This is a genomic window from Mesorhizobium sp. M0045 (assembly GCF_040323385.1).
In the GTDB taxonomy this organism is placed as follows: domain Bacteria; phylum Pseudomonadota; class Alphaproteobacteria; order Rhizobiales; family Rhizobiaceae; genus Mesorhizobium.
Genome location: NZ_JAMYUY010000005.1, coordinates 152,128 through 167,789, shown reverse-complemented (window position 1 = coordinate 167,789; position 15,662 = coordinate 152,128). Strand labels below are relative to the sequence as shown.

Below are 15,662 nucleotides of genomic sequence, written 5' to 3'. Positions count from 1 at the left end.
CCGAGGCCGCGCCGTCATCCGGCGCGCCTCTTTTCCGTGGCTGCCCGGTCGATCCCCAATCCATCCGCCGAGAGAGCGACCCCGAACTTTTCGGCGGCTTCTGCGGGCGTGTAATAGCCCAGCGCGACATCCCTCGCCACCAGATCGACGTCCCGCTGCAAGGGATCGCCGTAGCCGCCGCCGCCCGGCGTGCCGACGCGCACGCGGTCGCCGGCCTTCAACGCGATGTCCTGCTCCTTGGACAGGTGCGGCGGCACATGTTCCTTGCCGTCGCGGAACACGGCAACCGTGTTGACCGCGCCGTCCTTGCCGCCGAGCGCACCTTGCGGGCCGAAGCGGCCGTGATCCATGACGAAAGAGGCACGTGCGTCGCCGCGCAGGATTTCCACCTCATAGGCGAGCCCGAAACCGCCGCGATGCTTGCCGGCGCCACCGGAGCCTTCGCGCAGCGCATAGTGGCGGTAGAGCACCGGAAAGGCCTGCTCCATGATTTCGACCGGCGGCGACTTGGAGATGCCTATGGTCGAGCAGCCATTGGTCAGGCCGTCGTGACCGGCATTGCCGCCATAGCCGCCGCCGGAGATCTGGTACATGACATAATCGCGGCCGCGCGCCGGGTCGTTGCCGCCGAGTGCGAAATTGCCGCTGGAGCCAGCCGGAGCCGCCGTCACCCTGTCCGGCAGAGCCTGCACCATCGCCGCGAACACCGCCTCGGCGATGCGCTGCGAAACCTCGGCTGCGCAGCCCGACACAGGGCGTGGATATTTGGCGTCGAGGAAGGTGCCTTCCGGCCGCTTGACGATCAGCGGTTCGAAGGCGCCGGCGCTGATCGGCACATCCGGGAAAATATGGCGCATGGCGAGATAGACCGAGGACAACGTCGTCGCCAGAACGCTGTTCATCGGCCCGGCGCAGGGTTTTGATGAGCCCGAGAAGTCGAAGCTGAGCGTGTCGCCTTTTTTCTCGACTGCCAGCGCGATGATCAGCGGCTCGTTTACCACGCCGTCTGAATCGACGAAGGCCAGCGAACGATAGATCCCGTCGGGAATGGCCGATATGTTGACGCGCATCTGTTCAGCGGCGCGGCGCCGCAATTCGGCGATCGCTTCGACAACCGTTTCATCTCCGTAACGATCCAGGATTCCGTTGAGCCTGTCCTGACCGATCAGCAGTGCCGCCGCCTGTGCGCGGATATCGCCAATGCGCTGGTCGGCAACACGGATGTTGGAAGAGATGATGGCGTAGATCTCCGGGTCGAGCACGCCCTTCTTGAACAGTTTCACCGGCGGCAACCGCAAGCCTTCCTGCTCGACCGCCGTTGCCGAGGCGGAGAAGCCGCCCGGCACCGAACCGCCAATGTCGGGCCAATGGCCGGTGTTCGACAGCCAGCAGAAGATCTTCCCGTCCCGGTAGACCGGCATGGCGAAGCGCACATCCATCAGATGGGTGCCGCCGAGATAAGGATCGTTGACGATGTAGATATCGCCCGGCTCGGGCGGCAGGCAGCGGCCGTCGGCGATCATCTCGATCACCGTTTTGGTCGAATACTGCATAACGCCGACGAACACCGGCAGGCCCTGGCTGCCTTGCGCGATCAGCGAACCATCGAGCGCCGAATAGATGCCATCCGAACGGTCATTGGCCTCGGCGATAACAGGCGAAAACGCGGCGCGCGAAAACGTCAGGTCCATTTCGTCGCAGACCTGCTGCAGGGCCGCCTGGAGGACCGAAAGCGTAATAGTGTCGAGCTGCGCCATCTCAGGCCTCACCGATATCGATGATGATGTTGCCGTCGGCATCCGACCGCGCCCGGTCGCCGGGCTCTAGCACGGTAGTGGCGTCCATCTGTTCGAGGATCGCCGGCCCCATGATGACTGCGTCGAGCGGCAGCTTTTCCCTGCTGTAGACCGGCGTATCGTACCAGCGCCCGCCGTACCAGACCGGCCGGATCTCGCGCCGCGCCCCTTCGAGCGTTTTGGCGCGCCCAGCCGGGTCGATCAGCCGGGACAGATCGATCGTCGGCCGCACCCCGGTGACCGACGTGTTGAGGTTGACCAGATTGGCGCGGATTTCCGGTAGCTCGACCTTGAAGCGGGCGAAATAGGCACTCTCGAACAGTTGCTGCAGTACCTGACGTGTCACGGCAGACGACGGCAGCGGCACGTTGATGATATGCGTCTGGCCGACGAACTGCATGTCGGCGGAATGCGTGACACGGATTGCTTCCGGCTTCACCGCTTCCTTGCCGATCAGCTCCTCGCCTTCGTTTCGGTGCCGTTCCAATGTCTCGTGGAGTTGGGTTTCATCGAGATTGGCCACCGGCTGGTTGACCGTGTTGACGAAATCATGGCGCAGATCAGCGACGACGCAGCCGAGAGCATTGGTGATGCCTGGCCGCGCCGGCACCAGCACTTTCGGCAGGCCTAGTTCGCGCGCCAATGCCGTCGCATGCAGCGGACCGGCGCCGCCGAAGGCGAACAGCGCGAAATCGCGTGGGTCGTGGCCGCGCGACACCGAGACCATGCGGATGGCGCCGGCCATCTTCACGTTGCCGAGCCGCAGCACCGCACCCGCCGCCTCGACGCCGGACAAGCCTGTGGCGCGGCCGATCCTGTCCTCGAATATGCCGGTGACCCGTTCGACGGTGACCGGGTTTTCCACCGCGAGCAGCTTCTTCGGCGCCAGCCTGCCGAGCACCAGATTGGCGTCGGTGATGGTCGGCTCCAAGCCGCCGCGTCCGTAGCAGATTGGCCCGGGATTGGCGCCGGCGCTTTCCGGGCCGATCTGGATCAGGCCGGCCGCATCGACGCGGGCGATCGAGCCGCCGCCGGCGCCGACCGTATGGACCGCCACCATCGGCACGTGGATCGGCATCGCATATTCGATCTCGATCTCGTTCGACACTGCCGGCTCGGCGTTGCGGATCAGCGCCACGTCGGTCGAGGTGCCGCCCATGTCGTAGGTGACCAGGTTTTCGAAGCCGGCGCGTTTGCCGGTATAGGCGGCAGCAATGACACCGGAAGCGGGGCCGGACATGACGGTCTTGGCCGACTCACGTGTGACAAAGCGGGCCGAGATCATGCCGCCATTGCCGTTCATGATCAGGAAGTCGCGGGCGTAGCCTTTTGACGCCAGCTCCTTGCGCAGCCGCTCGACATAGCGTTCGAGGATCGGCTGCACCGAGGCGTTGACCGAAGCGGTCACGCCGCGCTCGAATTCGCGCGCTTCCGAAAGCAGGGCGTGGCCTGTCGTGATGTAGCCGTTCGGCCAAAGCTCGGCCGCTATCTCGGCGGCGCGCCGCTCATGCGCCGGGTTGGCGTAGGAATGCAGGAAATGGATGACCAGGGATTCGCAGCCGGCTGCGATCAGTTGTGAAACCGCTGTCCGCATCTCGGCCTCGTCGAGCGGGATGCGCACCGCGCCCGAGGCCTCGACCCGCTCCGACACTTCGAGCCGCAGATTACGCGGAATGATCGGGACGAAGGTGCCCGTCATGCCATAGGCCTGCGGCCGTGTCCGCCGGCCAAGCTCGATGACGTCGCGAAAGCCGCGTGTGGTGATCATGCCGGTCTTGGCCAGCCGGCGCTCCAGGACCGCGTTGGTGGTCGTCGTCGTGCCGTGCACGATGAGGTCGATGCCCTCGACCGGAAATCCGGTGGCGCCAAGTGCCGAAACGACGCCGAACGCCTGGTTGTCGACTGTCGTCGGGGTCTTGGCGATGTGCACCCGGCCACCGTCACGGCCGTCGATCAGAAGGAGGTCGGTAAAAGTTCCGCCGACATCGATGCCGGCGACGACGCTGCCAGTCGAATCCAGCGCTTGCGCCGAAAAATTCTGTCCCATTGTCGAAACCCGAAATGCCCGAACTGCCTACATGCCTTAGTTTGGAAAGCTGTTTTACGGCGGCGTCTTGACGCAAATATCGTTTGTATACTAATAAATTCCGGACACAAGAGCTTACCGCTTCGGAGTGTGCAAACGGCACGCTGGAACCTGATCGGTTCGGGCGCGCAGGTGGAGATTTGGCGCCGGCGCTGAGCCGGCCCAGAAGGTTAGGTTTGATGAACACCACATCCGCGTTCAACACAGCCGGCGCCCGGCCGTTGCAGTTCCCGATACCGGCCAATGTCTATGCCGAAACCGTGGTCTCGGTGAAGCATTATACCGACCGGCTGTTTTCGTTCCGCATCACCCGGCCGCAGTCGCTGCGCTTTCGCTCCGGCGAATTCGTCATGATCGGCCTGCCCAATGCCGAGAAGCCAGTGTTCCGCGCCTATTCGATCGCCAGCCCGTCCTGGGACGACGAACTCGAGTTCTTCTCGATCAAGGTGCCGGACGGCCCGCTTACCTCGGAGCTGCAGAAAATCGAGATCGGCGATACCGTCATCATGCGGCAGAAGTCGACGGGCACGCTGGTGGTCGACGCGCTGACGCCGGCCAAGCGCCTGTTCATGATCTCGACCGGCACCGGCATTGCTCCCTTCGCCAGCCTGCTGCGCGATCCCGATACTTATGAGAAGTTCGAGCAGGTTATCCTGACCCATACCTGCCGCGACAATGCCGAGCTCACCTACGGCCAGGAACTGGTGGCCGCACTGGAGAACGATCCGCTGATCGGCGAGCTTACCGGCGGCCGCGTCACGCTGTATAATTCGACAACGCGCGAGACCTCCGAGCGCATGGGCCGCATCACCGCGCTGATCGGCTCGGGCAAATTCTACACCGATCTCGGCATCGACAGGCTCAATCCCGAGACCGACCGCATCATGATCTGCGGCTCGATGCATATGCTCAAGGACGTCAAGGAGCTGGCTGAAAGCCACGGCTTCCAGGAAGGCTCGCTGCATCATCCGGCAAGCTTCGTCGTCGAGCGCGCCTTCGTCGGCTGAGACGCGGCAGTTCAGAGTCTACTGGTTTGCGACCCTGATTTTGACCATACGGTCAAAAGTCGGCTGCCTCGACCGTCTTTTCCGCTATGACCGCTTGAAGGACTCGTGAAGCGCTGCTTCACGGTCTATCTTCGGCATAACTCGCTGAACAAGGGGCAGGAGATGAGCAGCACAATCCGCGAAACCGATCTCGGCACGTCCAAGATCACGCCGCTGCCGGCGCGCGCCGCCGCCAATGCGCCGATGCCGCAAGCCCATGGCATTGCCCGCAATCCCGGCATGAGGCTCGATCTCGGCTTCATGGAATCGATGCGCAGCGTCAACCGCTCGGCGCTGGAACGCCGCGTCGCCAGCCTGACCAAAAGACGCTCGATCAAGGCCGATAACCAGGCGGCCTGGCTGCTGCGCGCCGTCGCCTGCATGGACCTGACGACGCTGAACTCGAATGACACGGAAGAGCGCGTGCGCCGGCTTTGTGCCAAGGCGGTGAACCCGTTCCGTCGCGACATCGTCGAAGGGCTCGGCATTACTGGTGAAAAGATCCGCCCCGCGGCGGTCTGCGTCTATCATCCCTTCGTCGCCACCGCCGTCGAAGCGCTGCGCGGCAGCGGCGTCCATGTCGCCGCCGTTTCGACCGCCTTCCCGCATGGACTTGCACCGCTTTCGACGCGCCTGCAAGAGATCGAAGCATCGGTCCGCGACGGCGCCGACGAGATCGACGTCGTCATCCCGCGCGGCTTGGTATTCGGGGCGAAATGGCAGGAGCTCTATAACGAGATCGTCTCGATGCGCGCCGCTTGCGGCGAGGCGCATCTGAAGGTGATCCTCGGTACCGGCGACCTCGCCACGCTGCGCAACGTCATGCTCGCCTCGATGGTGGCGATGATGGCGGGTGCAGATTTCATCAAAACCTCGACCGGCAAGGAAAGTGTCAACGCGACGCTGCCGGTCGGCCTTGCCATGGTGCGCGCCATCCGCGCCTATTTCGAGGAAACCGGCTATCTCATCGGCTTCAAGCCGGCCGGTGGCATTTCCACGGCAAAAGCCTCGCTCGATTGGCTGGTGCTGATGAAGGAAGAGCTTGGCCGGCCGTGGCTGGAGCCGGAGCTGTTCCGCTTCGGAGCATCGAGCCTTTTGACCGATATCGAGCGCCAGCTCGAGCATCATCTGACCGGCCACTACTCGGCCAATCATCGCCACGCGATGGCGTGATTCGGAGCGCTTCATGAACATCCTCGAACGCTATCACGCCATGGATTACGGGCTGGCGCCGGAAGCCCGCAACGAGGCCGATGCCTGGCTGGCCGCGCGGGATTTCGGCAAGGCGCTGTTCATCGGCGGCGACTGGAAGGCAGCCAGCGAAGGCAAAACCTTCGACACCAGCGATCCGTCCTCGGGAAAGCTGCTGGCCAAGGTGTCGGACGCTGGTGCCGCCGATATCGACGCGGCGGTGTCGGCCGCCACAAAAGCGCTGCCGAAATGGAGCGCCAGCACCGGCTACAGCCGAGCCAAGGTGCTCTATGCCATCGGCCGCGCCATGCAGCGCCACCAACGGCTGTTCGCGGTGCTTGAGACAATCGACAATGGCAAGCCGATCCGCGAAAGCCGCGACATCGACGTGCCGCTGGCGATCCGCCATTTTATCCATCATGCCGGCTGGGCGCAGACGCTGGACAGGGATTTTCCCGGTCACAAGGGCGTCGGCGTCGTCGGCCAGATCATCCCGTGGAACTTCCCGCTCTTGATGCTCGCCTGGAAGATCGCGCCGGCGCTCGCCGCGGGCTGCACCGTGGTGCTCAAACCCGCGGAATTCACGCCACTCACCGCGATCCTGTTTGCCGAGATCTGCGCACGCGCCGGCGTGCCGAAGGGCGTCGTCAACATCGTCCAGGGCGGGCCGGAGGCGGGCGCGGCCATCGTCAACCATCCCGGCGTCCAGAAGATTGCCTTCACCGGTTCGTCCGAGGTCGGCAAGATCATCCGCAAGGCCACTGCCGGCTCGGGCAAGAAACTTTCGCTGGAGCTTGGCGGCAAGTCGGCATTCGTCGTTTTCGAGGATGCCGACCTCGACAGCGCCGTCGAGGGTCTGGTCGACGGCATCTGGTTCAACCAGGGCCAGGTGTGCTGTGCCGGCTCGCGCCTTCTGGTGCAGGAAGGCATCGCCGACGCCTTCATCGCCAAGGTCAAGACGCGGATGAGCCGGCTGCGCGTCGGCAGCCCGCTCGACAAGAACACCGATATCGGCCCGCTGGTCGATTTGACTCAGCTCGATCGCGTCAAGGGCCTGATCGCCGACGGTGCCAAGCAGGGCGCGATCTGCTGGCAGCCGGACTCGGCGCTGCCCGCCGCGGGCTATTACCATCTGCCGACGCTGGCGACCGGTGTTTCGCCGGCTAACATCTTGGCACAGGAAGAGGTGTTCGGGCCGGTGCTCGTCACCATGACCTTCCGCAACACCGAGGAAGCGATCGAGCTCGCCAACAACACACGCTATGGCCTGGCCGCTTCGGTGTGGAGCGAGAACATCAATCTTGCCCTGCACGTCGCGCCGCAATTGAAGGCCGGCGTCGTCTGGGTCAACGGCACCAATATGTTCGACGCCGCCTGCGGCTTCGGCGGCTATCGCGAGAGCGGCTTTGGCCGCGAAGGCGGGCGCGAGGGCATGTTCGAATATCTCTCGGCAAAACTGCCGCTCGGCCCGATCATCAAACCCGCAAATTCTTCTGCCCAACCTGTCGAGCAGGCGGAAGGTGGCGTCATCGACCGCACGGCAAAGCTGTTCATCGGCGGCAAGCAGGTCCGGCCGGACGGCAATTATTCCTTGCCCATCGCCAGCGCCAAGGGCAAGCTTGCCGGCGAGGTCGGTCTCGGCAACCGCAAGGATATCCGCGACGCCGTCGCGGCCGCGCGCGCCTGCAAGGCCTGGCCGGAGGCGACCGCCTACAACCGCAGCCAGGTACTCTACTACGTGGCCGAAAACCTTTCCGGCCGCGCCGACGAGTTTGCCGCCCGTTTGACCCAGCTCACCGGCGCGACCGGCAAGGCGGCGCGTGACGAGGTCGAGCTGTCGATCGAGCGCCTGTTCCTCTATGCCGGCCTGGCCGACAAATTCGAGGGCGGCGTCCACCAGCCGCCGGCCCGCGCCGTCACGCTGGCGCTGCACGAGCCAGTCGGCGTCGTCGGCATCATCGCACCGGACAATGCGCCTCTGCTTGGCCTGATCTCGCTGATGGCACCGGCGCTCGCCATGGGCAACACCGTAGTCGCAGTGCCATCCGAAAAATACCCGCTGCTTGCCACCGACCTCTACCAGGTCATCGAATATTCCGACGTTCCGGCGGGCGCCATCAACATCGTTACGGGCCGTAGCGCCGAGCTGGCCGGCGTGCTGGCCAAGCACGACGATGTCGACGGGCTCTGGATGTTCGCCGATGCCGACACCTGTGCCAAGGCGGAGGCCGAGTCCATCGGCAATCTCAAGCGTGTCTGGACCGGCAACGGCCACAGCCTCGACTGGGCGTCGAGCCAAGCAGCCGGCGATGCCTTGCTGCGGCGTGCGATCGAGGTCAAGAACGTCTGGGTGCCCTACGGCGACTGAGTGTCCCGGAGGGGACGTCCGGGCTTGACGGGCCAAAAGATGTTCTTTACCGAGAAAAAACATTTGGGCGGCAAGCGAATACCGAAACAGGCGGGATGGTACTGCCCGCCTGGCACATTGCGCCCGGCCTTGTGCCGGTAAAAAGCCGAACGATTAAAGACGGGCGAGGAGAAAAGCATGGCAGATCTGACTGGCAAGATCGTTGTCGTCACGGCGGCGGCGCAAGGCATCGGCCGGGCAAGTGCGCTGGCGTTCGCCAAGGCCGGCGCCGTCGTCCATGCCACCGACATCAACGAGGTGGTGCTCGCCGATCTCGGCAAGACGCCCGGTATCAAGACCCGCAAGCTCGACGTGCTGAACGACGAGGCGGTGAATGCCGCTTTTGCCGAGATCGGCGCCGTCGACGTGCTGTTCAATTGCGCCGGCTTCGTCCATTCCGGCTCGATCCTCGAGATGAAGGACGGCGATCTCGACTTCGCCTATGATCTCAATGTCCGCTCGATGATCCGCACCATCCGCGCCGTGCTGCCCGGCATGCTGGAACGCGGCGACGGCTCGATCATCAACATGGCGTCGCTGGCCAGTTCGACCAAGGGCGTGCCGAACCGCTTCGTTTACGGGCTGACCAAGGCAGCCGTCATCGGCCTGACCAAATCGGTCGCCGCCGACTATGTCGGCAAGGGCATACGCTGCAATGCGATCTGTCCGGGCACGGTCGAAAGCCCGTCGCTGCAGGATCGCATGCATGCGCAGGGCGACTACGAAGCAGCTCGCGCCGCCTTCATCGCTCGCCAGCCGATGGGCCGCCTCGGCACGCCCGAGGAAATCGCCGATCTCGCCGTCTATCTGGCCGGCGCCACCTATACGTCGGGGCAGGCTTATAATATCGACGGTGGCTGGTCGATCTAAGCTCATCTCAAATCAAGGAGAGGAATTCTATGAAACTGCTGCGCTATGGCGAGGCGGGGAACGAACGCCCCGGCCTGCTCGATGCCGATGGAACGATCCGTGACCTCTCCGCCCATGTCACCGACATTGCCGGCAAGGCGCTTGACCCGGCATCGCTCGAGACATTGTCGAAGCTCGATCCGAAATCGCTGCCGGCGGTTTCCGGCAAGCCGCGGATCGGCGCCTGCGTCGCCGGCACCGGCAAATTCATCTGCATCGGTCTCAACTATTCCGACCACGCCGCCGAAACCGGCGCTACCGTGCCGCCTGAGCCGATCATCTTCATGAAGGCAAGCTCGGCTATTGTCGGGCCGAATGACGACGTGCTGATCCCGCGCGGCTCGGTCAAGACCGACTGGGAGGTCGAGCTCGGCGTGGTCATCGGCAGAAAAGCGAAGTATGTCACCGAGGCCGAGGCGCTGGATTATGTCGCCGGCTATTGCGTCGCGCATGACGTCTCCGAGCGCGCGTTCCAGGCCGAGCGCCAGGGCCAGTGGACCAAGGGCAAGAGCTGCGACACGTTCGGGCCGATCGGTCCGTGGCTGGTGACCAAGGACGAGGTCAAGGACCCGCAGAACATCCCGATGTGGCTGACGGTCAACGGCAAGACGATGCAAAACGGCTCGACCAAGACCATGGTCTTCGGCGTCGCTTATCTCGTGTCCTATCTCAGCCAGTTCATGTCGCTGCACCCCGGCGACATCATCTCGACCGGCACGCCGCCCGGCGTCGGCCTCGGCATGAAGCCGCCGGTGTTCCTGAAGCCCGGCGACGTCGTCGAGCTCGGCATCGAAGGGCTGGGCATCCAGAAGCAGACGTTCAGGGCTGACGTGTAGCGCACTCTTCCCTTCTCTCCTTGTGGGAGAAGGAAAAAGAGCAGCTACTTCAGCACCCTCCCATCGGCCCCAAACCGGTACGTCTTCGCCGGATCCGGCGTCGCGTAGAGCGTGGCACCAGGTTCGGCGTTATAGACGCCAAAAATGCGCACGGTGATCAAGCCAGCCTTCTCGCAGTCGAGATAGAGATTGGTGTCGGCGCCAAGATGCTCGGCATGGACAACCGTGCCTTTCCAGGCACCGGATTTCGCATCGACGGTCAGGTGCTCGGGACGGACACCGATGGTCTTGGCCGTCTCGCCAAGCCTGGCCCCGTCGACGAAGTTCATCTTCGGTGAGCCGATGAAGCCGGCGACGAATTCATTTGCCGGCGAATTGTAAAGCTCCATCGGTCCGCCGATCTGCTCGATCTTTCCCGCGTTCAGCACGACGATCTTGTCGGCCAGTGTCATCGCCTCGACCTGGTCGTGGGTGACATAGATCATCGTGGCCTTCAGCCGACGGTGCAGCTGGGCGATCTCCAGCCTGGTGTTGACGCGCAGCGCGGCATCGAGGTTGGACAGGGGCTCGTCGAACAGAAAAAGCTTGGGCTCGCGCACCACGGCGCGGCCGATGGCGACGCGCTGGCGCTGACCGCCGGAAAGCTCGGCCGGCCGCCTCTCTAGGTAGGGCTCCAGCGACAGCATCGAAGAGGCGATGCCGATGCGGCGGTCGATCTCGGCCGCCGGCGTGCCCGCCTGCTTGAGGCCGAGACCCATGTTGTTCTTCACCGTCAGATGCGGATAGAGCGCATAGGTTTGGAACACCATGGCGATGCCGCGTTTGGCGGGCGGCGTGGCGGAGACGTCCGCCCCGTCGATCACCACGCGGCCCGAGGTCGAGTCCTCCAGCCCGGCAATGACCCTGAGCAGCGTCGACTTTCCACAGCCGGATGGACCGACGAAGACGACGAACTCGCCATCCGTCACCTCGAGGTTGATGCCCTTCAGCACCTCTACCGGCCCGAAGGCCTTTTTGACATTCTCGATGTTCAGCGAGCCCACGGCTTCGTCCCTGTTCTAGAGTTTCACGGCGAGGCCGCTGCGCACGCTCTCGTCGGCGGCAAGGCAGACGGCGAGCGACTTCACCGCGTCGTCCATGTGACGGGTCAAGTCGAGATCCTCGCGAACCGCCTTCAGCACAAACGCCTGTTCCAGGTCGCAAAGATCCTGATGGCCAGGCTCGCCCTCCATCAACAGCATCTCGTCCGGTTTGGCGAACTTGCCGTCCGCGCCGGTCGCCGCACTGTGCAGGCGGATGGTCGAGGTCTTGGTGTGGGTGTCGATGTCGTCGGACCTGACGCCCTCCTTCATGACGATCGACACGCAGCCATTGGGCGAGATCACGTCCTTCACGAAGAAGGCCGTCTCCGAGATCATCGGCCCCCAGCCGGCCTCGTACCAGCCGACCGAACCATCGTCGAACAGCACCTGCAGGTGGCCGTAATTATACATCGTGGGCGCAATCTCGTCGGTCAGCCGCAGCCCCATGCCGCGCACCTCGACCGGCCTGGCGTCGGTGATCTGCAGCATCACGTCGAGATAATGCACGCCGCAGTCGACGATCGGCGACGTCGTCTGCATCAACTGCTTGTGCGTCTCCCAGCTATGGCCGGAGGATTGCTGGTTGAGGTTCATTCGGAACACGTAAGGGCCGCCGAGCTTGCGCGCCTCGGCGATCAGCCGGATCCAGGACGGATGGTGGCGCAGGATGTAGCCGATCACCAGTTTTTTGCCGTTGGCCTTGGCTGCCGCGACCACGCGCTTTGCATCGGCGACGGTGGTTGCCAGCGGCTTCTCGAGGAAGACATGGCAGCCGGCCTCGAACGCTCTCACCGCATAGTCGGCATGGCTGTCGGAATAGGTTGCGATGCAGGCGACGTCAGGACTCTCGTCGCGCAGCGCCTGGTCAAAGGAGCGCCTGATGCCATAACTGGCGAGCCCGGCCGGCAACGGCACGTCGGAGCGATTGACCAGTGCCGCGATCTCGAAGCCCGGATTGGTATGGTAGGCCAGCGCATGGCTGCGGCCCATATTGCCGAGACCGGCGACGACGACGCGCAGAGGTTGTTGCGAACTCACTTGACCGCTCCCGAAGTGATGCCGCGGATCAGCTGCCGCGAGAAGATGACGTAGAGGATCAGCACCGGCATGATCGCCAGTGACAGTGCCGCCAGAATGGCGTTCCAGTTGGTGACGAACTGGCCGAGGAACAGCTGGGCGCCGAGCGTCACTGTCTTGGTCTCCTCCGACGGCGCCAGGATCAGCGGGAACCACAGATCGTTCCAGATCGGGATCATGGTGAAGACCGCGACCGTCGCCATCGATGGGCGCACCAGCGGCAGCACCAGCCGGAAAAAGATAGTGTATTCGGACAGGCCGTCGATCCTGCCCGCATTCTTCAGATCGTCCGAGACCTGCTTCATGAATTCCGACAGGATGAAGACGGCAAGCGGCAGGCCCTGCGCCGTGTAGACCAGGATCAGCGCCGTCAGCGTGTTGACCAGCCCGCTCGCCACCATCAGCTGCAGGATGGCGACGGTGCCGAGGCGGATCGGGATCATGATGCCGAGCGCCAGATAGAGCCCCATCAGCGAATTGCCGCGGAAGCGGTATTCCGACAGCGCGAACGCAGCCATGGCGCCGAACAGAAGCACGAAGAACAGCGAGGCGACGGTGACGACAAGGCTGTTCTGGAAATAGTGGATGAAGTCGCCCTGGCCGATCACCGTGGCGTAGCCGATCAGGTCGAACGTCCCTGGCGTCGGCGGCGTCAGCGGCGCGCCGAAAATCCCTGCGCGCGATTTGAACGAATTCATGATGACGAGGATGACCGGAAACAGCGCGATGGCGGTGTAGGTCAACAGGATCGCGTGGGCGCCAATGGTGCGGGGCAGCGAGCGGGTTGCCGTGCTCATGTCGCGCCTCAGAACTGGTAGCGACGCAAGCGCGTCTGCACGAGGAACAGATAGACGCAGACGCCGCCGAGGATGATCAGGAACATCATCGTGGCGATCGCCGCGCCCATGTTGGGATCGCCGACCTGCAGCTGGAAACCGAAGAAGGCGCGGTAGAGGAAGGTGCCGAGAATATCCGTTGAATAGTTCGGCCCGGCCAGCGCGCCTTGCGCGGTGTAGATCAGGTCGAAAGCGTTGAAATTGCCGACGAAGGTCAGGATCGAGATGATTCCGATCGACGGCAGGATGAGCGGCAGCTTGATCTTCCAGAACTGCGCCATCCCGGTGATGCCGTCGCATTCGGCCGCTTCGATCACCTCTTCGGGAATGGACAGCAGTGCCGCATAGATCAGCATCATCGGGATGCCGACGAACTGCCACACCGAGATCAGGCTGAGCGCGGTCAGCGCATATTGTGCCTTGCCGAGCCAGGGCGTGAACAGGCTTTTCAGGCCGACAAGGTCCATCATATGCGGCGCCACGCCCCATAGCGGCGACAGGATCAGCTTCCAGGCGAAGCCGACAATGACGAAGGACAGGATCGTCGGCACGAAGATCGCCGTGCGGTAGAAGGCGGAAAACCGCAGCCTGGGGCTGGACAGAAGTGCGGCCAAAAGGACGCCGATCGGGTTCTGCACCAGCATATGGATGATGAAGAACCAGACATTGTTCCTGAGCGCGTTCCAGAAGTTGACCGACCAGTTGGGGTCACCGAACAGCATGCGGAAATTTTCCAGTCCGACGAAGACCTGCGACTGATTGATGTTGCGGAACAAGGAAAGCTGCAGCGTGCCGGCCAGAGGCAGGATCATGATCGCCGTATAGACCAGCAGCGCCGGCGCCAGGAAAACGCCGATATGCCAACGGAACGGTCTTTTCGGTGCTGCGGCCATGCGTTCGGTCCCCGCGGATCAGGTTCTTGCAATTGCCGTCAAAGGGCGCGGCGCCTCCCTCCCCCTCGAGGGGAGGGCGCCTCGCACAGCGAGGCGGGTGGGGTCGGCGAGGCGGCCCGCCATCGTGGTTTCGACCGTGCTTTCCAGCAGCGATCAAGCCGCAGCCTGCCTCGACCAACCCTCTCTGTCGCCTTCGGCGACATCTCCCCCTCGAGGGGGGAGACAACGCTTCGCCGCGCTCTTACTTCGCCGGCTTATACCAGCTGTCGAGGCCGTCCTGCAGCTTCTTGGCGGCAGCTTCCGGCGTGTCGGTGCCGTTGATGACGTTGGCCGATTCAACCCACGTCTCGTTTTCGAGGTTCGGCGTGCCGCGCGACAGGATCTGGTAGGTCGAGCGGATCGTCGACTTGCACTTGCCACGCCAGGAGACGAATTCCTGGGCCAGCGGGTCTTCCATCTTCACCGGGGTGTTGTTCAGGCTGAAGAAGCCCGGCAGCGCGTTGGCGTAGATGGTGGCGAAATCCGGCGAGGCCACCCAGGACAGGAAGGTCTTGGCCGCATCCGCGTTCTTCGAGGCCGCATTGAGGCCCATGCCGATGTCGGTGTGGTCGGAGATGTAGCAGGTGTCGCCGGCCTTCTGCACCGGCGGCGGGAAGGCGCCCATCTTGAACTGCGCCTGCGTGTTGAACAGGCCGATCTCCCACGAGCCGGCCGGGTAGATGGCGGCGCGGCCGAGCGTGAACAGGTTCTGGCTGTCCGGATAGGTCTGCGCCTCGAAGCCGTCGCCGAGATAGTCCTTCCACCTGGCCAGTTCCTTGAAGGGCTCGACCCACTGCGGATCGGTCAGCTTCTGCTCGCCCTTGATCAGCGCCAGGCGGCCTTCCTCGCCCTTCCAGTAGTTCGGGCCGATGTTCTGGTAGCCCATGGTCGCCGCTTCCCAGAGGTCCTTGGTGCCCATCGCCATCGGGATGTAGGTGCCGTCGGCTTTGATCTTGTCCAGCGCGGCGAAGAATTCGTCGCGCGTCTCCGGCACCTTGATGCCGAGCTTGTCGAAGGCGTCCTTGTTGTAGATGAAGCCATGGATGACGGAGGCCATCGGCACGCAGAAACTCGACTTGCCGTCGTCGGTCTGCCAGGCGGCCTTGGCGACGTCGGAAAAGTTCTCCATGCCGGGCAGGGTCGAGATGTCGGCGAGGTTGCCCTTCTTGAAGAGCTCCAGCGACTTGTCGAACGGGCGGCAGGTGATCAGGTCGCCGGCCGAGCCGGCGGCGAGTTTGGCGCCGAGGGCGGCGTCATATTCGGTTGGCGCCGACGGCGCGAACACCACCTTGATGCCCGGGTTCTTGGCTTCGAAGGCCGGGATCAGCTTGTCCTTCCAGATGGCAAGGTCGTCGCCGCGCCAGCTTTCGATGTTGAGCGTTACGTCGTCGGCGTAAGCCACCCCGGCGGAGCCGAGAATGCTGGTGCCGAGAAGAAGTGCCGTCAGTAGCTTCGTTGTCATGC

General features: G+C 63.7%; 12 protein-coding genes. 5 read left to right on the top strand and 7 right to left on the bottom strand.

Annotated elements, in window-relative coordinates; translation table 11 throughout:
* Window positions 1-14: 14 nt before the first annotated feature.
* Together NKJ72_RS10220 and NKJ72_RS10215 are read right to left on the bottom strand one after the other, a co-directional pair.
* Window positions 15-1,757 carry a hydantoinase B/oxoprolinase family protein gene (locus NKJ72_RS10220; protein WP_352476917.1) on the bottom strand — a complete coding sequence of 581 codons (1,743 nt, stop codon included), beginning with the start codon at window positions 1,755-1,757 and terminating at the stop codon, window positions 15-17.
* A 1-nt stretch (window position 1,758) separates the two neighbouring features.
* Window positions 1,759-3,843 carry a hydantoinase/oxoprolinase family protein gene (locus NKJ72_RS10215; protein WP_352476916.1) on the bottom strand — a complete coding sequence of 695 codons (2,085 nt, stop codon included), beginning with the start codon at window positions 3,841-3,843 and terminating at the stop codon, window positions 1,759-1,761.
* Window positions 3,844-4,061: 218 nt separating this feature from the next.
* On the opposite strand from NKJ72_RS10215, the gene NKJ72_RS10210 reads away from it, so the two are divergent.
* The 5 genes from NKJ72_RS10210 to NKJ72_RS10190 all read left to right on the top strand — a co-directional run bounded on the left by NKJ72_RS10210 (window position 4,062) and on the right by NKJ72_RS10190 (window position 10,271).
* Window positions 4,062-4,889, top strand: a complete 828-nt coding sequence (locus NKJ72_RS10210) for a ferredoxin--NADP reductase (RefSeq protein WP_352476915.1) — start codon at window positions 4,062-4,064, stop codon at window positions 4,887-4,889.
* Window positions 4,890-5,051: 162 nt separating this feature from the next.
* Window positions 5,052-6,101 (top strand): deoxyribose-phosphate aldolase, encoded by a 1,050-nt coding sequence (deoC, locus tag NKJ72_RS10205; protein ID WP_352476913.1) that lies wholly within the window; start codon window positions 5,052-5,054, stop codon window positions 6,099-6,101.
* Window positions 6,102-6,114: 13 nt separating this feature from the next.
* Complete coding sequence (locus NKJ72_RS10200; protein WP_352476912.1) at window positions 6,115-8,487, top strand: aldehyde dehydrogenase family protein; 2,373 nt, start codon at window positions 6,115-6,117, stop codon at window positions 8,485-8,487.
* A 177-nt stretch (window positions 8,488-8,664) separates the two neighbouring features.
* Complete coding sequence (locus tag NKJ72_RS10195) at window positions 8,665-9,396, top strand: SDR family oxidoreductase (RefSeq protein WP_254815741.1); 732 nt, start codon at window positions 8,665-8,667, stop codon at window positions 9,394-9,396.
* A 29-nt stretch (window positions 9,397-9,425) separates the two neighbouring features.
* Window positions 9,426-10,271: a fumarylacetoacetate hydrolase family protein gene (locus NKJ72_RS10190; RefSeq protein WP_352476911.1), complete on the top strand. Its 846-nt coding sequence runs from the start codon at window positions 9,426-9,428 to the stop codon at window positions 10,269-10,271.
* Window positions 10,272-10,315: 44 nt separating this feature from the next.
* On the opposite strand, the gene NKJ72_RS10185 is transcribed toward NKJ72_RS10190, so the two are convergent.
* From NKJ72_RS10185 to NKJ72_RS10165, 5 genes are all read right to left on the bottom strand, one after another.
* Entirely contained in the window at window positions 10,316-11,314 is a 999-nt protein-coding gene (locus tag NKJ72_RS10185; protein ID WP_352476910.1) for an ABC transporter ATP-binding protein, read from the bottom strand.
* A 15-nt stretch (window positions 11,315-11,329) separates the two neighbouring features.
* Window positions 11,330-12,391: a Gfo/Idh/MocA family protein gene (locus NKJ72_RS10180; protein WP_352476908.1), complete on the bottom strand. Its 1,062-nt coding sequence runs from the start codon at window positions 12,389-12,391 to the stop codon at window positions 11,330-11,332.
* Window positions 12,388-13,227, bottom strand: coding sequence for a carbohydrate ABC transporter permease (locus NKJ72_RS10175; RefSeq protein WP_254815738.1), 840 nt, complete (start codon window positions 13,225-13,227; stop codon window positions 12,388-12,390). Before NKJ72_RS10175 ends, NKJ72_RS10180 begins: the two co-directional genes overlap by 4 nt.
* Window positions 13,228-13,235: 8 nt before the next feature.
* The gene (locus NKJ72_RS10170) at window positions 13,236-14,159 is read right to left on the bottom strand and encodes a carbohydrate ABC transporter permease (RefSeq protein ID WP_023718922.1); all 924 of its coding nucleotides are present in this window, start codon (window positions 14,157-14,159) and stop codon (window positions 13,236-13,238) included.
* A 241-nt stretch (window positions 14,160-14,400) separates the two neighbouring features.
* The gene (locus NKJ72_RS10165) at window positions 14,401-15,660 is read right to left on the bottom strand and encodes an ABC transporter substrate-binding protein (RefSeq protein WP_352476907.1); all 1,260 of its coding nucleotides are present in this window, start codon (window positions 15,658-15,660) and stop codon (window positions 14,401-14,403) included.
* Window positions 15,661-15,662 lie beyond the last annotated feature (2 nt).